19 protein-coding genes are annotated in these 17,651 nt (G+C 68.9%); 4 read left to right on the top strand and 15 right to left on the bottom strand.

Going from position 1 to position 17,651, the window contains the following annotated elements:
• Positions 1-62 precede the first annotated feature (62 nt).
• The 3 genes from OG974_RS28355 to OG974_RS28345 form a co-directional block, all read right to left on the bottom strand.
• A complete protein-coding gene (locus OG974_RS28355; RefSeq protein ID WP_030153791.1) occupies positions 63-386 on the bottom strand; it encodes an STAS domain-containing protein in 324 nt (107 codons plus the stop codon).
• Positions 387-588: 202 nt separating this feature from the next.
• Positions 589-1,437: a 3-hydroxyacyl-CoA dehydrogenase family protein gene (locus OG974_RS28350; protein ID WP_327285503.1), complete on the bottom strand. Its 849-nt coding sequence runs from the start codon at positions 1,435-1,437 to the stop codon at positions 589-591.
• A 158-nt stretch (positions 1,438-1,595) separates the two neighbouring features.
• Entirely contained in the window at positions 1,596-1,757 is a 162-nt protein-coding gene (locus OG974_RS28345; RefSeq protein WP_327285502.1) for a hypothetical protein, read from the bottom strand.
• Between the two features lie 417 nt (positions 1,758-2,174).
• Here OG974_RS28345 and OG974_RS28340 point away from each other — a divergent pair, with 417 nt between their 5' ends.
• On the top strand, positions 2,175-2,747 hold the full coding sequence (locus OG974_RS28340) for a cob(I)yrinic acid a,c-diamide adenosyltransferase (protein ID WP_328763736.1): 573 nt from the start codon (positions 2,175-2,177) through the stop codon (positions 2,745-2,747).
• 8 nt (positions 2,748-2,755) lie between these two features.
• On the opposite strand, the gene OG974_RS28335 is transcribed toward OG974_RS28340, so the two are convergent.
• Positions 2,756-3,331, bottom strand: a complete 576-nt coding sequence (locus tag OG974_RS28335; RefSeq protein WP_371644859.1) for a hypothetical protein — start codon at positions 3,329-3,331, stop codon at positions 2,756-2,758.
• 189 nt (positions 3,332-3,520) lie between these two features.
• Between OG974_RS28335 and OG974_RS28330 the strand changes: the two genes are divergently transcribed.
• From OG974_RS28330 to OG974_RS28320, 3 genes are all read left to right on the top strand, one after another.
• The gene (locus tag OG974_RS28330) at positions 3,521-4,741 is read left to right on the top strand and encodes a sensor histidine kinase (protein WP_371644857.1); all 1,221 of its coding nucleotides are present in this window, start codon (positions 3,521-3,523) and stop codon (positions 4,739-4,741) included.
• Positions 4,738-5,391, top strand: coding sequence for a response regulator transcription factor (locus tag OG974_RS28325; protein ID WP_327285498.1), 654 nt, complete (start codon positions 4,738-4,740; stop codon positions 5,389-5,391). Before OG974_RS28330 ends, OG974_RS28325 begins: the two co-directional genes overlap by 4 nt.
• Before the next feature lie 215 nt (positions 5,392-5,606).
• Positions 5,607-7,430 (top strand): glycosyl hydrolase family 18 protein, encoded by a 1,824-nt coding sequence (locus OG974_RS28320; RefSeq protein WP_371646932.1) that lies wholly within the window; start codon positions 5,607-5,609, stop codon positions 7,428-7,430.
• Between the two features lie 155 nt (positions 7,431-7,585).
• On the opposite strand, the gene OG974_RS28315 is transcribed toward OG974_RS28320, so the two are convergent.
• The 11 genes from OG974_RS28315 to OG974_RS28265 all read right to left on the bottom strand — a co-directional run bounded on the left by OG974_RS28315 (position 7,586) and on the right by OG974_RS28265 (position 17,606).
• A complete protein-coding gene (locus tag OG974_RS28315) occupies positions 7,586-8,032 on the bottom strand; it encodes a DUF2550 domain-containing protein (protein WP_327285497.1) in 447 nt (148 codons plus the stop codon).
• Positions 8,033-8,187: 155 nt separating this feature from the next.
• Positions 8,188-8,562: a F0F1 ATP synthase subunit epsilon gene (locus tag OG974_RS28310; protein WP_008738187.1), complete on the bottom strand. Its 375-nt coding sequence runs from the start codon at positions 8,560-8,562 to the stop codon at positions 8,188-8,190.
• A gap of 128 nt (positions 8,563-8,690) precedes the next feature.
• On the bottom strand, positions 8,691-10,133 hold the full coding sequence (gene atpD, locus OG974_RS28305; RefSeq protein WP_327285496.1) for a F0F1 ATP synthase subunit beta: 1,443 nt from the start codon (positions 10,131-10,133) through the stop codon (positions 8,691-8,693).
• A complete protein-coding gene (locus OG974_RS28300) occupies positions 10,133-11,050 on the bottom strand; it encodes a F0F1 ATP synthase subunit gamma (protein WP_327285495.1) in 918 nt (305 codons plus the stop codon). Before OG974_RS28300 ends, atpD begins: the two co-directional genes overlap by 1 nt.
• A gap of 20 nt (positions 11,051-11,070) precedes the next feature.
• Positions 11,071-12,666 carry a F0F1 ATP synthase subunit alpha gene (gene atpA / locus OG974_RS28295; protein ID WP_327285494.1) on the bottom strand — a complete coding sequence of 532 codons (1,596 nt, stop codon included), beginning with the start codon at positions 12,664-12,666 and terminating at the stop codon, positions 11,071-11,073.
• A gap of 129 nt (positions 12,667-12,795) precedes the next feature.
• Positions 12,796-13,611: a F0F1 ATP synthase subunit delta gene (locus tag OG974_RS28290; RefSeq protein WP_328763732.1), complete on the bottom strand. Its 816-nt coding sequence runs from the start codon at positions 13,609-13,611 to the stop codon at positions 12,796-12,798.
• Positions 13,608-14,147 carry a F0F1 ATP synthase subunit B gene (locus OG974_RS28285; protein ID WP_327285492.1) on the bottom strand — a complete coding sequence of 180 codons (540 nt, stop codon included), beginning with the start codon at positions 14,145-14,147 and terminating at the stop codon, positions 13,608-13,610. The genes OG974_RS28290 and OG974_RS28285 overlap by 4 nt, the downstream gene beginning before the upstream one ends.
• Before the next feature lie 43 nt (positions 14,148-14,190).
• Positions 14,191-14,424 carry an ATP synthase F0 subunit C gene (atpE, locus tag OG974_RS28280; protein ID WP_030857147.1) on the bottom strand — a complete coding sequence of 78 codons (234 nt, stop codon included), beginning with the start codon at positions 14,422-14,424 and terminating at the stop codon, positions 14,191-14,193.
• 76 nt (positions 14,425-14,500) lie between these two features.
• The gene (gene atpB / locus OG974_RS28275) at positions 14,501-15,340 is read right to left on the bottom strand and encodes a F0F1 ATP synthase subunit A (RefSeq protein WP_327285782.1); all 840 of its coding nucleotides are present in this window, start codon (positions 15,338-15,340) and stop codon (positions 14,501-14,503) included.
• A gap of 210 nt (positions 15,341-15,550) precedes the next feature.
• Positions 15,551-15,988 (bottom strand): hypothetical protein, encoded by a 438-nt coding sequence (locus tag OG974_RS28270; RefSeq protein WP_048476400.1) that lies wholly within the window; start codon positions 15,986-15,988, stop codon positions 15,551-15,553.
• 283 nt (positions 15,989-16,271) lie between these two features.
• Positions 16,272-17,606: an MraY family glycosyltransferase gene (locus OG974_RS28265; RefSeq protein WP_329316419.1), complete on the bottom strand. Its 1,335-nt coding sequence runs from the start codon at positions 17,604-17,606 to the stop codon at positions 16,272-16,274.
• Between the last annotated feature and the right edge of the window lie 45 nt (positions 17,607-17,651).

Genomic DNA, 17,651 nt, shown 5'->3' with positions numbered 1-17,651 from the left:
GCAGGGGTGCCATCACCACCGGACCGTTACGTTTCCGCAGGAAGCGTGGACGGTGGACCGCGTCAGACCCGCGGGAGGGATTCCGCTTCCAGGCCGCCCTCGATCGCGAGGATGCGGTGCAGTCGGGTGGCGACGAGGAGGCGCTGCATCTGCGGCGGCACTCCGCGCAGGACGAGGCGGCGGCCGGTCCGGCCGGCCCGCCGGTGGGCTCCCATGATCACGCCGAGTCCGGTCGCGTCCCAGGAGTCGAGCCCGGTGAGGTCCAGCACGAGGTCGCCGTGGCCGTCGTCGAGCGCGGTGTGGAGGGCCGTACGGGCGTCCGCCGCGCTGCGCACGTCGAGGCGGCCCCCGACAGCGAGTTCGGCGTGGTCGCCCCTGATGTGCATATGTGCTCCCGGCAGTCCTGGGTACGTGGGGATCCGAGGGAAAGGATCCGACTGGTCCGTGGTCGGCAACTCTCACTGCAACTGACTGCCGTGCGGGCAGGGAAGTTGCCGACCGTGAGCGAACCGATACCTAATTCACCCGTGCGGGTGCAGGTATTCGAACGGGCGCCCGCATATCGGACGCCGCTCGCGGCTCGGCGGCTCAGTGCTTGTAGAAGCCCTGCCCGCTCTTGCGTCCGAAGTCGCCGGCGTCCACCATGCGGCGCATGAGCTCCGGCGGCGCGAACTTCTCGTCCTGGGACTCGGTGTAGATGTTGCTGGTGGCGTGCAGCAGGATGTCGACGCCCGTGAGGTCGGCGGTGGCCAGCGGTCCCATGGCGTGGCCGAAGCCGAGCTTGCAGGCGATGTCGATGTCCTCGGCGGAGGCCACACCCGATTCGTACAGCTTCGCGGCTTCCACGATCAGGGCGGAGATCAGACGGGTCGTCACGAAACCGGCGACGTCGCGGTTGACGACGATGCAGGTCTTGCCGACGGACTCGGCGAACGCGCGCGTGGCCGCGAGGGTCTCGTCGCTCGTCTTGTAGCCGCGGACGAGCTCGCAGAGCTGCATCATCGGGACGGGCGAGAAGAAGTGCGCGCCGACGACCCGCTCCGGACGCTCCGTCACGGCCGCGATCTTGGTGATCGGGATGGCGGAGGTGTTGGACGCGAGGATCGCGTCGTCCCGGACGAGCTTGTCGAGCGCGCGGAAGATCTCGTGCTTGACCTCAAGCTTCTCGAAGACGGCCTCGACGACGATGTCGACGTCGGCGACCGCGTCGAGGTCGGTGGTCGTCTTGATGCGGGCGAGCGCGGCCTCGGCGTCCTCGGCCGTCATCTTGCCCTTGGAGACGAACTTGTCGTACGAGGCCTTGATGCCGTCGGTGCCGCGGGTCAGCGCGGCGTCGGTGACATCACGCAGAACGACGTCCCACCCCGCCTGAGCGGAGACCTGAGCAATTCCGGAACCCATAAGTCCGGCACCGATGACGGCGAGCTTCCCAGCCACTGCACACCCCACGTTCTTCCATACGGCCCAGCTTCGTAGCCTCTCCGGCGGAGACTAGCGCTAGCGGGGGTTCGTGTGACCGCGAAGTAACACGCGTCACGTCTCAACTGACGGACATCACACCGGTACGGCTCAGCCCCTCGGCCCGGCCGTCCAGTTCACCGATCGCCCGGATCGACGTACGCCTCCTCCAGCTCCCGGATGCGGGCCATGTCCCGCTCGGCGGCCGCGAGGTCCCCGGATTCCAGCGCCACGGCGGCCCGGCCCGCGAGGTGGCGGAGGTCCTCCCGGGGCCCTCGTGTCGCCCTCCAGCCGGGCACTGGACCGCCTGGAGATCCCCTCCGGACGGAACCGCGCCCAGCCCACGTCGTGCAGGTTCGACTCCCCCGGCGGGAGCTCCGCGCCCAGCAGGTCCTTCGCGTAGTCCCGGACCAGGGCGTCCCGTTCGGCGGGCCGCGGCGCCCACGGCCAGGGCGGGTCCCCGGCCGCGAGGTCGGCCCGGCCGCGCAGGAAGGAGCGCGGACGCCGGGCCGCCCCGACGTCCCCTGCTGCCACCGCCGCGCGCCCCCGCCCCGACGGCCGCGGCCAGTTCGGCTCACTGCCAGATTCCGAACATCTCGGTCAAACCATCACCTCTGCGCCCTCCTGCTCCCATTTCAGGGGCCGGCGGTGGACGGTACCGGGCACGGGAGCGCCACCGCGTGCGATTTTCCGGCGGGCCTCACTACGCTGGCCGCATGGTGAACCTCACGCGCATCTACACCCGCACCGGCGACAAGGGCACGACCGCGCTCGGCGACATGAGCCGCACGGCCAAGACCGATCTGCGGATCTCCGCGTACGCCGACGCCAACGAGGCCAACGCGGCCATCGGCACGGCGATCGCCCTCGGCAGCCTGCCCGAGGATGTCGTGAAGGTCCTGGTTCGGGTGCAGAACGACCTGTTCGACGTCGGCGCCGACCTGTGCACCCCGGTCGTCGAGAACCCCGAGTACCCGCCGCTGCGCGTCGAGCAGTTCTACGTCGACAAGCTCGAAGCGGACTGCGACCTCTTCAACGAGCGGCTGGAGAAGCTGCGCAGCTTCATCCTCCCCGGCGGCACCCCCGGCGCGGCCCTGCTGCACCAGGCCTGCACGGTGGTCCGGCGCGCCGAGCGCTCCACCTGGGCGGCCCTGGAGGTGCACGGCGAGGTGATGAACCCGCTGACCGCCACCTACCTGAACCGCCTCTCCGACCTCCTCTTCATCCTCGCCCGTACGGCCAACAAGGAGCTCGGCGACGTCCTCTGGGTGCCCGGCGGCGAGCGCTAGAGCTAGGGCTAGCGCTCGCGCCCGGCCGCGGCCGGCTCCTCCTGCGGCTGCGCCGCCGGGGGCTTGCGCGGCCAGATCGTGTACGTGGCGGCGATGACGGCCTGGATGCCGAGCACCCGCAGGGCGGCGAACTGCCAGGCCTGTAGGCCGCCGGTGTCGGCCGCGTCGCCCACGTACCAGATCGCGCCCTGGAGCAGTCCGAGCGCGACGGCGACGCCGGCCAGGGTGCGGATCCACAGCTTCCACTCGTGGACCGCCCTGGCCTTCCCGTACGTCGGTCCGGGCGGTTTCGGGCCCCCTCCGAAGCGGTGCGCCGCGTGCCGGTCGAGCCACTGCACGGTGTAGTGGCCGTAGCCGACGCTGTAGCCGATGTACAGGGCGGCCAGGCCGTGCGTCCAGCTCGGCTCGCCGCCGTTCTTGAGGTCCAGGGTGGTGACCACCAGCAGGGCGAGCTCCAGCAACGGCTCGCACAGCAGGACCGCCGCCCCCAGCCGGGGCATCTTCGCGAGGTAGCGCAGGGCCAGTCCGCCGGCCAGCAGCACCCAGAAGCCGATCTCACAGGCGATGATCAGGGCGACGAGCACCGGATTCCCCTTCCACGACGGCCGGCCGCTGACGACCGGCGACCACTGCATCCAGCCTGGCGCCGGGTGCGGGCCGCTTCGTCGTCGCCGCTGACGAACCGTGACTGCATCCTTCGGTGTAGTGCCGACCCCGCCCGTCTCAGCCCCGGTACCGAGGCCGGGACCTCCCGCACCCTGTTGGATGGAACCGTGACCCCGACCACCACCCCGACCGCGCACACGCCCGCGCACGCCCGGATCTTCCGCCCCCACCGCGACGACGTCCTCCTCGCGGTGGTCAGCGTGCTCTCGGGCCTGCTGCTGTGGTCGCTCGGCATCTACAACACGAGCGACCGGCACTTCTTCCCCGCCTGGGCGGCCCTGGTCCCGCTCCTCGCGCTCGGCCCGATGGAGCTGCTGCGCCGCACCGCGCCGCGCGTCACGCTGGCCGTCGGCACCGTCGGGGTGATCGCCGACCAGTTCACCGTGGGCAATCTGGCCACCGTTCTGGTCTTCACGGACCTGATGTACGCGGCCGTCGTCTACGGCAAACCCGCCATGGCCCGGCGCCTCCCGGTCCACACCGGCCTGGTCACCATCGCCGTCACCGTCGCGTCCGTGGCCTGGCTGCGCACCCCGCAGTCGCTGATGATCGGTGTGATCACCGGCATCGTGTGCTTCGGCCCGGCCCTGACCGGTGCCACCCTGCGCAACCACCGCGAGGCCGCCGAGGCCGCCCGGCTGCGCGCCGAGCAGACCGCGCTGCTGGCCGAGATGGACCGCAGTCAGGCCGTCGTCGCCGAGCGGGCCCGGATGGCCCGCGAGCTGCACGACATGGTGGCCAACCACCTGTCCGCCATCGCCATCCACTCCACGGCCGCGCTGTCGATCGACTCCCCCGCGACGAGCCGGGAGGCCCTCGGGGTGATCCGGGAGAACAGCGTGCAGGGGCTGGCCGAAATGCGCCGCCTGATCGGGCTGCTGCGGGACGCGGGCGCGGACCAGGAGGCGGTCGCCACGCCGTCCCTCGCTGCGCTCGACGCCCTGCTGGGGCAGGCCCGGGTCAACGGGGCCGCGAGCGGGCTGGACTTCGTGCTCCAGGGCGGCCTGCTGCCCGGGGAGCCGCTGCCGGCCCCGGTGGAGCTGGCGGCGTACCGGATCGTCCAGGAGTCGCTGACGAACGCCCTCAAGCACGCCGTCCCGGGCACGGTCCGGGTCCGCGTGACGCGCGCGGACGGGCTGCTGACCGTACGCGTGGAATCCCCGTACGGGGACCGGCCGGGCCCCCGCGCCCCCGGCTCGGGAGCGGGGCTGGTCGGCATGCGGGAACGGACCGAGCTGTTGGGCGGGGAGTTCTCGGCGGGCCGGGCGGGATCGGTTTGGTTGGTGCGGGCGGAGCTGCCCGCTGAGGAGAAGGCGGTGGCCGGATGAGCATCCGGGTCGTGGTGGCCGAGGACCAGAGCGCGGTACGGGCCGGGCTGGTGCTGATCCTGCGCAGCGCGGGCGACATCGAGGTCGTGGGCGAAGCGGCGGACGGCGAGGAGGCGGTGCGGACGGCGCGGGAGCTGCGGCCGGATCTCGTCCTCATGGACGTGCAGATGCCGCGGCTCGACGGGGTGTCGGCGACCCGCCAGGTGGTCGCGGAGGGGCTGGCCGATGTGCTGGTGCTGACCACCTTCGACCTGGACGAGTACGTGTTCGGCGCCCTGCGTGCGGGGGCGGCGGGCTTCCTGTTGAAGGACGCGGACGCGGCCGAGCTGATCGGGGCGGTACGGACGGTCGCGCGCGGGGAGGGCCTGATCGCCCCGTCGGTGACCCGGCGGCTGATCGCCGAGTTCGCGGCTCCGCGGCCGCTGAAGGCCGCGGTGGCTCCGGAGACGGCCGCGGCGGTGGACTCGCTGACGCGGCGGGAGCGGGAGGTGTTCGGGTGTCTGGGAGAGGGGCTGTCGAACGCGGAGATCGCGGTGCGGCTGGAGATGGCGGAGGCGACGGTGAAGACGCACGTCAGCAGGCTGCTGGGGAAGCTGGGGCTGCGCAGTCGGCTCCAAGCGGCCGTGTTGGCACAGGAGTTGGGCCTCTAGTGCGGCACTTGAGCGGAGCGGGGGCGAGGGTCCGGTGGAGGTCTGGACCTCTTGACGGTTGGTCCAGACCTTTCTACGCTCGCGGCAACTGTGGTGAGCGTGCCATGACAAGCGTGCTCACGGGCGGCGCAGGTCCCACCCCCATGTCGTAGCCGGCCCCACGGCCACGACGGACCTACGGAGGAGCACCCTTGAGCACAGCACCCCCACCCCGCATCCGTCTGTTCAGAAGGCTCGCCGCGACCGTGGCCGCCCTCGCCCTGCCCGTCGCCGGACTCGTGGCCCTGGCGGGTCCCGCCGAGGCCGCCGCCTCCGCGACGGCCACCTACACGAAGGTCTCCGACTGGGGAACCGGCTTCGAGGGCAAGTGGACGGTGAAGAACACCGGCACCACCACCCTCACGAGCTGGACCGTGGAATGGGACTACCCCTCGGGTACGACGGTCACCTCCGCCTGGGACGCCACCGTCACCAGCTCCGGCGCCCACTGGACCGGCAAGAACGTCGGGTGGAACGGCACCCTCGCCCCCGGTGCCACCATCAGCTTCGGCTTCAACGGCGCCGGCCCCGGCGCCCCGAGCGGCTGCAAGGTCAACGGCGGCTCCTGCGACGGCGGCACGACCCCCACCGACAGCCCGCCGTCGGCGCCCGGCACCCCCACCGCGAGCGGCGTCACCGACACCTCGCTGACCATCGGCTGGGCCGCGGCAACGGACGACAAGGGCGTCAAGAACTACGACGTCTACCGCGGCGGCACCAAGGTCGCGACCGTCACCGGTACGAGCTGGACCGACTCCGGCCTGACCAAGGGCACGACGTACACGTACGGCGTCATCGCCCGCGACACCGCGGACCAGAGCGGCCCGGCCTCCGGATCCCTCTCGGTCACCACGACCGGCGGCGGCACCACTCCCCCGGACCCGGGCGGCAAGGTCAAGCTCGGCTACTTCACCGACTGGGGCGTCTACCAGCGCAACTACCACGTGAAGAACCTGGTCACCTCCGGCTCCGCCGCGAAGATCACCCACATCAACTACGCGTTCGGCAACGTCCAGGGCGGCAAGTGCACCATCGGTGACTCCTACGCCGACTACGACAAGGCGTACACCGCCGACCAGAGCGTCGACGGCGTCGCCGACACCTGGGACCAGCCGCTGCGCGGCAACTTCAACCAGCTGCGCAAGCTCAAGGCCAAGTACCCGAACATCAAGGTGTTGTGGTCCTTCGGCGGCTGGACCTGGTCCGGCGGCTTCGGCCAGGCCGCGGCCAACCCGGCCGCCTTCGCCGACTCCTGCTACAGCCTGGTCGAGGACCCGCGCTGGGCGGACGTCTTCGACGGCATCGACATCGACTGGGAGTACCCCAACGCCTGCGGCCTGTCCTGCGACACCAGCGGCGCCGCCTCCCTCAAGAACGTCCTGTCCGCGCTGCGCACCAAGTTCGGCGGCAGCAACCTGGTGACCGCCGCGATCTCCGCGGACGGCTCCAACGGCGGCAAGCTCGACCTCGCCGACTACGCGGGCGCCTCCCCGTACGTCGACTTCTACAACGTCATGACGTACGACTTCTTCGGCGCGTGGGACGCCAAGGGCCCGACCGCCCCGCACTCCCCGCTCACCTCGTACGCGGGCATCCCGATCGCCGGCTTCAACTCCGAGGCCGCGATCACCAAGCTCAAGGGCAAGGGGATCGCGGGCTCCAAGCTCAACCTCGGGATCGGCTTCTACGGCCGCGGCTGGACCGGCGTCACCCAGGACGCCCCCGGCGGCACCGCCACCGGGCCCGCCCCAGGCACGTACGAGCAGGGCATCGAGGACTACAAGGTGCTCAAGGGCAGCTGCCCGGCCAACGGCACCGTCGCCGGCACGGCCTACGCCAAGTGCGGCAGCAACTGGTGGAGCTACGACACCCCCGCCACCATCGCCGGAAAGATGAACTGGACCAAGCAGCAGGGCCTCAGGGGCGCCTTCTTCTGGGAGTTCAGCGGCGACACGGCGAACGGCGAACTCGCCCAGGCGATCCACACCGGTCTCCAGTAGCCCCCACCTGCCGGCCCGGTGAACGACGAAGCCGGGGAGCCGGGGTCCGCCCCCCGGCTCCCCGGCTTCTCTTCGCCACGCGCCACTCGCACGGCTCGGCCCCGGGGCCTTCCCGCCGGACTCCGTCCGACGGGGACGGCAAACGCCGCCGGCCCTCAGGCCACGTTCACCCTCTGCCCCGGAGGCGCCGCCTCCAGCCAGGCCAGGAAACCGGTCAGCGCGTCCTCGCTCATCGCCAGCTCCAGGCGGGTCCCGCGGTGGAGACAGCAGAGGACGACGGCGTCGGACAGCAGGGCCAGCTCCTCCTCGCCCTCGGGGGCGCGGCGGGCGACCACCTCGATGGAAGAGCGCTCCAGCAGCCGGCGCGGGCGCGGGGAGTACGAGAAGACGCGGAACCACTCGATGCGGTCACCGCTGTAGCGGGCGACCCCGTACACCCAGCCCTTGCCGGAGATGTCGGGTTCCTCGGAGACACCCCAGCGCAGGCTGCAGTCGAAGGTCCCGCCGGAACGCTGGATGAGTCTGCGGCGAAGGCCGAAGACAAACAGCCCGATCACCACCAGGGCTACGACCAGGCCGCTCACAAGCAGAGCGAGGAGCATCTTCACCGACCTCCTCGCTCATCGAGATACCGCACACGACTCCGCCCATCACCAGACAAGTCTGGGGGCGGACGTACATTGCCTCAGCCGCGACCCGGTCTGGAAAATTCCAGAACGGACCGCGGCTGAGGTCTCAAACCAGTTCGGTACGGGGCTCAGTGCCCCGTGACCGCGCGCAGTCGGACATCGGCGCGACGCTCGGCGGCCGCATCGGCCTCCGACTTCGCGCGCTCCAGTGCCCGCTCCGCCCGCTGGACGTCAATCTCGTCGGCGAGCTCGGCGATCTCGGCAAGCAGGGACAGCTTGTTGTCCGCGAACGAGATGAATCCGCCGTGCACCGCTGCGACGACAGTGTTGCCTTCGCTGGTACGGATGGTCACCGGGCCCGATTCCAGCACACCGAGAAGCGGCTGGTGACCGGGCATGACGCCGATGTCGCCGGACGTGGTGCGGGCGACGACCAGGGTGGCCTCGCCGGACCAGACATTGCGGTCCGCCGCGACCAGCTCGACGTGCAGCTCAGCAGCCAAGGTGGCTCCTCGGGTCACCACCCGGCGGGTCAGCCGGGTGTTGGGTCAAATTCTAATGGGCGTGGGGAGAGGGACGGGACACACCCGCCCCTCTCCGTCAATCAGCTGTGCTCATGAGGAGCGCGGCTTCAGGAGACGCCCAGCTCCTTGGCGTTGGCCTTGAGGTCCTCGATGCCACCGCACATGAAGAACGCCTGCTCGGGGAAGTGGTCGTAGTCACCGTCGCAGATCGCGTTGAACGCGGTGATCGACTCGTCGAGCGGAACGTCCGAACCGTCCACGCCGGTGAACTGCTTGGCGACGTGGGTGTTCTGCGACAGGAAGCGCTCGACGCGACGGGCACGGTGGACAACGAGCTTGTCCTCCTCGCCCAGCTCGTCGATACCGAGGATCGCGATGATGTCCTGGAGGTCCTTGTACTTCTGCAGGATCCCCTTGACACGCATGGCGGCCGCGTAGTGGTCCGCCGCGATGTACCGCGGGTCGAGGATGCGGGACGTCGAGTCCAGCGGGTCCACGGCCGGGTAGATGCCCTTCTCGGAGATCGGACGGGAGAGAACCGTCGTCGCGTCGAGGTGGGCGAAGGTGGTCGCCGGCGCCGGGTCGGTCAGGTCGTCCGCGGGGACGTAGATCGCCTGCATCGAGGTGATCGAGTGACCACGGGTCGAGGTGATGCGCTCCTGGAGGAGACCCATCTCGTCGGCCAGGTTCGGCTGGTAACCCACCGCGGAGGGCATGCGGCCGAGCAGGGTCGACACCTCGGAACCGGCCTGGGTGTACCGGAAGATGTTGTCGATGAAGAAGAGCACGTCCTGCTTCTGAACATCGCGGAAGTACTCCGCCATGGTCAGACCGGCGAGCGCGACGCGAAGACGCGTGCCCGGCGGCTCGTCCATCTGGCCGAAGACGAGGGCGGTCTTGTCGATGACGCCCGAGTCACCCATCTCCTCGATGAGGTCGTTGCCCTCACGGGTACGCTCACCGACGCCCGCGAACACCGACACACCGTCGTGGTTGTTGGCGACGCGGTAGATCATTTCCTGGATCAGAACGGTCTTGCCGACACCGGCACCACCGAACAGACCGATCTTTCCACCCTTGACGTACGGGGTGAGAAGGTCGATGACCTTGACGCCGGTCTCGAACATCTCGGTCTTCGACTCAAGCTCGTCGAAGTTCGGGGCCTTGCGGTGGATCGGCCAGCGCTCGGTGACCTCGGCGTTCGCCTCGGGGTAGTTGAGCACCTCGCCCAGGGTGTTGAACACCTTGCCCTTGGTGAAGTCACCGACGGGGACGGTGATGCCCTCGCCCGTGTCGGTCACCGCGGCCTGGCGGACCAGACCGTCGGTCGGCTGCATCGAGATGGTGCGGACCATGCCGTCACCCAGGTGCTGCGCGACCTCAAGGGTCAGGGTCTTGAGCTTGCCGTCCTCGGCCGGGTCTGCGACCTGGACCTTGAGGGCGTTGTAGATCTCGGGCATGGCGTCGACGGGGAACTCCACGTCGACGACCGGGCCGATGACCCGGGCGACGCGGCCCGTGGCGGCGGCCGTCTCAACAGTGGTCGTCATTACTTGTCACTCCCCGCGGTCGCGTCAGCCATGGCGCTCGCGCCACCGACGATCTCGCTGATTTCCTGGGTGATTTCGGCCTGGCGGGCCGCGTTGGCAAGCCGGGAGAGGCTCTTGATGAGGTCTCCGGCGTTGTCGGTCGCCGACTTCATCGCGCGGCGGCGGGCGGCGTGCTCGGAGGCAGCCGACTGCAGCAGTGCGTTGTAAATACGGCTCTCGACGTAGCGCGGCAGCAGGGCGTCGAGGACGTCCTCCGCCGACGGCTCGAAGTCGAACAGCGGAAGGATCTCGCCCTTCGTGCCGGTCTCTTCCTGAACCTTGTCGAGGCTGAGCGGCAGCATCCGGCCGTCCACCGCGTTCTGCGTCATCATCGACACGAATTCCGTGTAGACGATGTGCAGCTCGTCGACGCCGCCCTCGGCCGTGTCCAGCTGGATGGCCTCGATCAGGGGCGCCGCGACGCGCTTGGCGTCGGCGTAAGCCGGGCTGTCGGTGAAGCCGGTCCACGAGTCCGCGACCTTGCGCTCGCGGAAGCCGTAGTAGGCGACACCCTTGCGGCCGACGATGTAGGCATCGACGTCCTTGCCCTCAGCACGCAGCCGCTCGGTGAGCCGCTCCGCCTGCTTGATGGCGTTCGAGGAGTAGCCGCCGGCCAGACCGCGGTCGCTCGTGATGAGCAGGACCGCGGCGCGGGTCGGCGCCTCGACCTCGGTGGTCAGGGCGTGCTTGTTGTTCGAGCCGGTCGCCACCGCGGTCACCGCACGGGTGAGCTCGGTCGCGTACGGCATCGATGCCGCCACCTTGCGCTGCGCCTTGACGATGCGCGAGGCGGCGATCATCTCCATCGCCTTGGTGATCTTCTTGGTCGCCGTGACGGCACGGATGCGACGCTTGTAGACCCGGAGCTGCGCTCCCATGAGTCAGGTCCCTTCCGTCGTCACTTGGAGACGTTGACGGCCGGCGCGTCCTCGCCCAGGAGCTTGCCGTCCGAGGTCTCGAACTGCTGCTTGAAGGCAGCGATGGCGTCAGCGATCGAGGTCAGCGTGTCGTCCGACATCTTGCCGCCCTCGGCGATGGAGGTCAGGAGGTCCTTGCGCTCGCGGCGCAGGTGCTCCAGAAGCTCCGACTCGAAGCGACGGATGTCGGCCACCGGAACGTCGTCCATCTTGCCGGTGGTGCCGGCCCAGACGGAGACGACCTGCTCCTCGACGGGCATCGGCTGGTACTGGCCCTGCTTCAGCAGCTCGACCATGCGCTTGCCGCGCTCCAGCGAGTTCTTCGACGCGGCGTCCAGGTCGGAACCGAAGGCGGCGAACGCCTCCAGCTCACGGTACTGGGCGAGGTCCACGCGGAGACGGCCGGAAACCTGCTTCATGGCCTTGTGCTGCGCGGAACCACCGACGCGGGAGACCGAGATACCGACGTTCAGCGCCGGGCGCTGGCCCGCGTTGAACAGGTCGGACTCCAGGAAGCACTGGCCGTCGGTGATGGAGATGACGTTGGTCGGGATGAACGCCGACACGTCGTTCGCCTTGGTCTCGACGATCGGCAGACCGGTCATCGAACCGGCACCCATCTCGTCGGAGAGCTTGGCGCAGCGCTCCAGCAGACGCGAGTGCAAGTAGAAGACGTCACCCGGGTAGGCCTCACGGCCCGGCGGGCGGCGCAGCAGCAGCGACACGGCGCGGTAGGCGTCGGCCTGCTTCGACAGGTCGTCGAAGATGATCAGGACGTGCTTGCCGGCGTACATCCAGTGCTGGCCGATGGCGGAGCCGGTGTACGGCGCCAGGTACTTGAAGCCGGCCGGGTCGGACGCCGGGGCGGCGACGATCGTCGTGTACTCCAGCGCGCCGGCCTCTTCCAGGGCGCCGCGAACGGACGCGATGGTCGAGCCCTTCTGGCCGATGGCGACGTAGATGCAGCGGACCTGCTTGTTCACGTCGCCCGAGCGCCAGTTGTCGCGCTGGTTGATGATCGTGTCGACGGCCAGAGCGGTCTTGCCGGTCTGACGGTCACCAATGATCAGCTGACGCTGGCCACGGCCGATCGGCACCATCGCGTCGACGGCCTTGTAGCCGGTCTGCATGGGCTCGTGCACCGACTTACGGACCATGACGCCCGGGGCCTGCAGTTCGAGGGCGCGACGGCCTTCGGTCGCGATCTCGCCGAGGCCGTCGATCGGGTTGCCGAGCGGGTCGACAACACGGCCGAGGTAGCCCTCGCCGACACCTACGGAGAGAACCTCACCGGTGCGCTGCACCGGCTGGCCCTCCTCGATACCGCTGAACTCGCCGAGGACGATCGCACCGATCTCGCGCTCCTCAAGGTTGAGGGCGAGACCGAGGGTGCCGTCCTCGAACTTCAGCAGCTCGTTCGCCATGGCGGAGGGCAGGCCCTCCACCTTCGCGATGCCGTCGCCGGCAACGCTGACCGTTCCGACCTCCTCGCGCGAGGCCGCGTCCGGCTGGTACGACTGGACAAAGTTCTCCAGTGCGTCCCGGATCTCCTCCGGCCGGATCGTGAGCTCCGCCATCTGGGTTCCCTGCTCTCCTTGTTGGGCCTGAAGCTTCTTAGGGGTCTGGGGGCGACCCCCAGGAATCTTCTGCAAGTTCTGCACGGCCCAACCGGGCCGCTAGGAATGCGTTGTTCTATTGGTGGCTGGTCAGCCGGCCATGCGGCGGGACGCCTCGGCGAGGCGGTCCGCGATGGTGCCGTCGATGACCTCGTCGCCGACCCGCACCGAGATCCCGCCGAGGACCGCGGGGTCCACGTCGAGGTTCAGGTGCATCTGGCGGCCGTACAGCTTGGCCAGCACCGCGCCGAGACGCTGCCTCTGCACGTCGCTGAGCGGAACCGCGGTGGTCACGGTGGCGACCATGCGGTCACGGCGCTCGGCGGCGAGCTTGGAGAGGGACTCCAGTCCCGCTTCCAGGCTACGTCCACGCGGGTGCGTGACGAGACGCGTGACCAGACGCTCGGTGACGGCGTTCGCCTTGCCGCCGAGCAGGCTGCTCAGCAGCGCGCTCTTCGCGGAGGCGGTGGCCGCCCGGTCGGTCAGCGCGGCGCGCAGCTCGGTGTTCGAGGCGACGATCCGGCCGAAGCGGAACAGCTCGTCCTCGACCTCGTCCAGTCCACCGGCCTGCTGGGCCGCCGTGAGGTCGGCGGTGGCCGCCAGCTCCTCAAGCGAGTCCACCAGGTCGCGGGACTGCGACCAGCGGGACCGGGCCATGCCCGACACCAGGTCGAGGGTCTCCCCGCCGACCTGGGCGCCCAGCAGCCGGCGTACCAGCTCGGCCTTGGCCTCGCCGGACTGCGCCGGGTCCGTGATGACCCGACGCAGCGAGACCTCACGGTCGAGCAGCGCGGTGACGGCTGCCAGCTCGCCGGCGAGCTTCGCCACGTCGACGGACGTGTTGTCCGTCAGCGCGTCGAGACGCTCGCGCGCGGAGGCCAGCGCCTCGCGGCTCGCTCCGTTCATCGGGCCGCCTCGGCCTTCTCCTCAAGCTCGCTGAGGAAGCGGTCGATCGTGCGGCTCTGCCGGGCGGCGTCCTCAAGGGACTCCCCGACGAGCTTGCCGGCCAGGTCGGTGGCGAGCTTGCCGACGTCCTGGCGCAGCGCCTGAGAGGCGGCCTTGCGGTCGGCCTCGATCTGGGCGTGGCCGGCAGCGATGATCTCCTCACGCTGCCGCTGGCCCTCTGCGCGCAGTTCTTCCTTGAGCGCAGTGCCCTGCTCCAGCGCTTCCTGGCGCAGGCGCGCGGCCTCGTGCCGGGCTTCGGCGAGCTGGGCCTTGTACTGCTCCAGCACGCTCTGGGCCTCGGTCTGAGCGGCCTCAGCCTTCTCGATACCGCCCTCGATCTGCTCGCGGCGCTCGTCCAGAACCTTGTTGATGTTCGGGAGGAGCTTCTTCGCGAGGAAACCGAAGACGATGACGAAGGCGATCAGACCGATGACGAGCTCGGGGATCGGCGGGAAGAGCGGGTTTTCCGTCTCAGCCGCGAGAACCAGGAGGTTCACATCAGTGCCTTTCGTCTAATCGGACTAGTGGTCGTGGCTCGTCTTAGTAGACGAACGGCATGACCAGACCGATGAGGGCGAGCGCCTCACAGAAGGCGAAGCCGAGGATCTGGTTGGCGCGGATCAGACCGGCAGCCTCGGGCTGACGGGCGAGAGCCTGCGTGCCGTTACCGAAGATGATGCCGACGCCGACACCCGGGCCGATGGCCGCGAGACCGTAACCAACGGAGCTGAGGGAACCGGTGACGCCTTCGGCGGCAGCGAGGATCTGGGACATGCCAGTTCTTCCTTCTCTTTCACGGACCGGTGGGGGTTGGCCACCGGACGACAGGGGGTTTGGGGGAGGGCCGGACTCAGTGGTGCTCGGCGAGCGCGCCCTGGATGAAGCTGCAGGCCAGCAGCACGAAGACGTAGGCCTGGACAGCCTGGATGAAGAGCTCGAAGGCCGTCATCACGACGACCATGATGAAAGAGACGCCCGCGTAGGCGATCCCGATCCCGTTCAGCAGGTACCAGCTGGCGATGGTGAACAGCAGCAGCAGGGTGTGACCCGCGAACATGTTCGCGAACAGTCGGACCGCGTGGGTGAACGGGCGGACCAGGACGTTCGAGAAGAACTCGATGACCATGACGAGCGGGAGGACCGGGCCGAGCGACTTGTCGTAGCCGGTCAGGTTCTTGAATCCGCCGACGAAGCCGTGACGCTTGAACGTCACCGACATCCAGATGGCGTAGACGATCAGCGCGAGAATCGCCGGGTACGCGATGATCGCGGTCACCGGGAACTGCGCCACGGGGACGATCGACCAGACGTTCAGGACCCAGACGAAGAAGAACAGCGACACCATGAAGGGGACGTACTTCTCGCCCTCCTTCTTGCCCAGCGTCTCGTACACGATGCCGCGGCGCACGAAGTCGTAACCGGCCTCGGCGACCATCTGAAGCTTGCCCGGAACGACCTTCGGCTTCCGGAACGCGGCCCAGAAGAAACCGACGATGATCAGCGAGCCCAGGAGGGCCAGCAGCATCGGCTTGTTGAAGTACACACTGGTCAGGCCGGGTTCGCCCCACAGCGGCTCGAAGAGGAACGAGTGCAGGCCCGGACCGGGGAAGCCACATCCGTCGAAGATGTGACAGTCGGTCTCGAAAGCGAGCACCTGCGTCAGGTCAGCACTCACCGCGGGCTCCTTCAGCGTGGCGCATAGGTACGGCAACCTCGTTGTGTCGGCGCGGCGCACAGCCGCTGTTCGGCACTGGACTGGTGTTACGGGTGTGGGGGCGGCGATCAGGCATCGAGCCTCGCGATGGAACAGGCGTCAGCTCAGATGCCCGCGCCCGCAATGCCGCAGTTGGAACCGGACGATAGCAGCATCTCGAACGCTCACTTATCCCGGCCCTACCCCTCACGACTTCGGCCCCGAATTTTCGGGCTTGTCGCCCTTTGTCGAGTCCGGTTCGACGTACAGGATCTTGGCCTTCATGTGAGCACGCGTCTGTGCACCGATCCACACGAGGGTGGTGGCGACGAGCGTGATCGCGAATGCACGGGGGTTGAACAGCGTCGTGTTCTTGAACACGGCGAGAAAGACGAAGAGCAGCAGGATCTGGGCCGTGTAGAGCATCAGCCCCATGGCCTGGAACAAGTGCGGCAGCGATTTCGCGGTGCGTTGCAGAACGACGAATCCGATGCCCATGAACAGCATCACCAGCAGCGTCGCGATGACAGCGCCAAGGGCCCCCTTGCCGCCTGCCACCACGGCGCTGATGACGGCGGCGAGAGCGCCGGCGACAGCTGTGGGTACAGCGGCATGCAGGAGGGATCGGACGTCATCTGACCGCATGGCGGGTTGCTCCGCGTGGTGGTGGGGGCACGGACTCGTACGGACTCGTACGGGACGAGCGTAAGCCCGGTCCGAGATCGAGCCTCGGGCCAATGGACCGTCGCACTACGGTCCTTCGGCTCTGTCGCCGGGTTTAGTGAACGGTATCACAAACTATTTGATGAGAGCTTTACCTGTGGAGTGTGCCGACTGTCACACATGAGAGCTAACCCGCCCGTGTGTGCGCGACAACCCGTCGTTGTGTGTGGTAAAGGCGTTCCATGTCCGACATGTACCGCGGCCGTCAGCGCGTCGACTCGGCCTTACGCCGGTCGGGGAAGCGCGAACGGGGGCCTACGGCGGTCGCTCCGTTGACGCCCGAGACGCCGACCCTGATCTGACGGGCGGGATCCGGCTCGCGGCCCGAGGCGTCCTGGGCGGCCGCCTCGGCGGCGCGCTCCGCGTGCCGGTAGCGCGGCGGGACCAGACCCTCGGCCCAGCGCGGGGCGCGCGGGGTGAAGCGCGGCAGGAGCAGGAGGACCAGGCCCACCGCGCTCAGCGCGACGATCGCGAGCACGATCCACATCGACGCCGAGTGCACCGAGTACGCCACCGCGCCGAAGGCGATCAGTCCTGACCAGAAGTACATGATCAGCACCGCGCGGCTGTGCGAATGCCCGAGTTCCAGCAGTCGGTGGTGCAGGTGTCCGCGGTCGGCCGCGAAGGGCGACTGGCCCTTCCAGGTGCGGCGCACGATGGCCAGGACCAGGTCCGCCATCGGGATCGCGATGATCGTCAGCGGGAGCAGAAGCGGAATGAAGACCGGGAGCATCGCGTGCGTCGCGTTGCGCTCACCGCCGGCGAACAGCGCCATGGTGTCCGGGTCCACCTGCCCGGTGATCGAGATCGCGGAGGCGGCGAGCACCAGGCCGATGAGCATCGATCCGGAATCGCCCATGAAGATCCTGGCCGGATGCATGTTGTGCGGCAGGAAGCCCAGGCACATGCCCATCAGGATCGCGGCGAAGAGGGTCGCGGGCGCTGCCGCCTCGATGCCGTAGCCGAACCAGATCCGGTACGAGTAGAGGAAGAACGCCGTGGCGGCGATGCAGACCATGCCGGCGGCCAGGCCGTCGAGCCCGTCCACGAAGTTCACCGCGTTGATGGTGATCACGACGAGGGCCACCGTGAGCAGGTTGCCCTGCCATTGGGTCAGCGCGACCGTCCCGATGCCGGGGACGGGGATCCACAGCATCGTCAGACCCTGCATGACCATCACACCGGCGGCGATCATCTGCGCGCCGAGCTTGATCAGGGCGTCGATCTCGAACTTGTCGTCGAGCACGCCGATCAGCCAGATCAGCGCCGCTCCGGAGAGCAGCGCCCGCGGTTCGTTCGACAGCTCGAAGACGCCGTTGAGGTTGCGCAGGTGGTCCGCCACCAGCAGCCCCGCGCACAGTCCGCCGAACATGGCGATGCCGCCGAGTCTCGGAGTGGGCTCGCGGTGCACGTCGCGGGCGCGGATCTCCGGCATCGCACCGGCCGCGATCGCGAACTTCCGCACGGGCCCGGTGAGCAAGTAGGTCACCGCGACCGTGACGCAAAGCGTCAGCAGATATTCACGCACGGGCTGCCCCAGATGTATCGCCGGCCATCTCAGCCCCACACATTAGCTGCGATGTAC

The organism is Streptomyces sp. NBC_00597 (assembly GCF_041431095.1).
GTDB lineage: Bacteria > Actinomycetota > Actinomycetes > Streptomycetales > Streptomycetaceae > Streptomyces.
The sequence above is the reverse complement of the archived record's forward strand: the minus strand, read 5'-3'. Positions and strand labels throughout refer to the sequence as shown.

Excerpts from the sequence above, each read along its gene's own strand:
- OG974_RS28290 (WP_328763732.1), bottom strand. The coding sequence starts at position 13,611 with ATGAACGGAGCGAGCCGCGAGGCGCTGGCCTCCGCGCGCGAGCGTCTC.
- OG974_RS28355 (WP_030153791.1), bottom strand. The coding sequence starts at position 386 with ATGCACATCAGGGGCGACCACGCCGAACTCGCTGTCGGGGGCCGCCTC.
- OG974_RS28340 (WP_328763736.1), top strand. The coding sequence starts at position 2,175 with ATGGTGAACCTCACGCGCATCTACACCCGCACCGGCGACAAGGGCACG.
- atpD (WP_327285496.1), bottom strand. The coding sequence starts at position 10,133 with ATGACGACCACTGTTGAGACGGCCGCCGCCACGGGCCGCGTCGCCCGG.
- atpA (WP_327285494.1), bottom strand. The coding sequence starts at position 12,666 with ATGGCGGAGCTCACGATCCGGCCGGAGGAGATCCGGGACGCACTGGAG.
- OG974_RS28300 (WP_327285495.1), bottom strand. The coding sequence starts at position 11,050 with ATGGGAGCGCAGCTCCGGGTCTACAAGCGTCGCATCCGTGCCGTCACG.
- OG974_RS28325 (WP_327285498.1), top strand. The coding sequence starts at position 4,738 with ATGAGCATCCGGGTCGTGGTGGCCGAGGACCAGAGCGCGGTACGGGCC.
- OG974_RS28315 (WP_327285497.1), bottom strand. The coding sequence starts at position 8,032 with ATGCTCCTCGCTCTGCTTGTGAGCGGCCTGGTCGTAGCCCTGGTGGTG.
- OG974_RS28270 (WP_048476400.1), bottom strand. The coding sequence starts at position 15,988 with ATGCGGTCAGATGACGTCCGATCCCTCCTGCATGCCGCTGTACCCACA.
- atpE (WP_030857147.1), bottom strand. The coding sequence starts at position 14,424 with ATGTCCCAGATCCTCGCTGCCGCCGAAGGCGTCACCGGTTCCCTCAGC.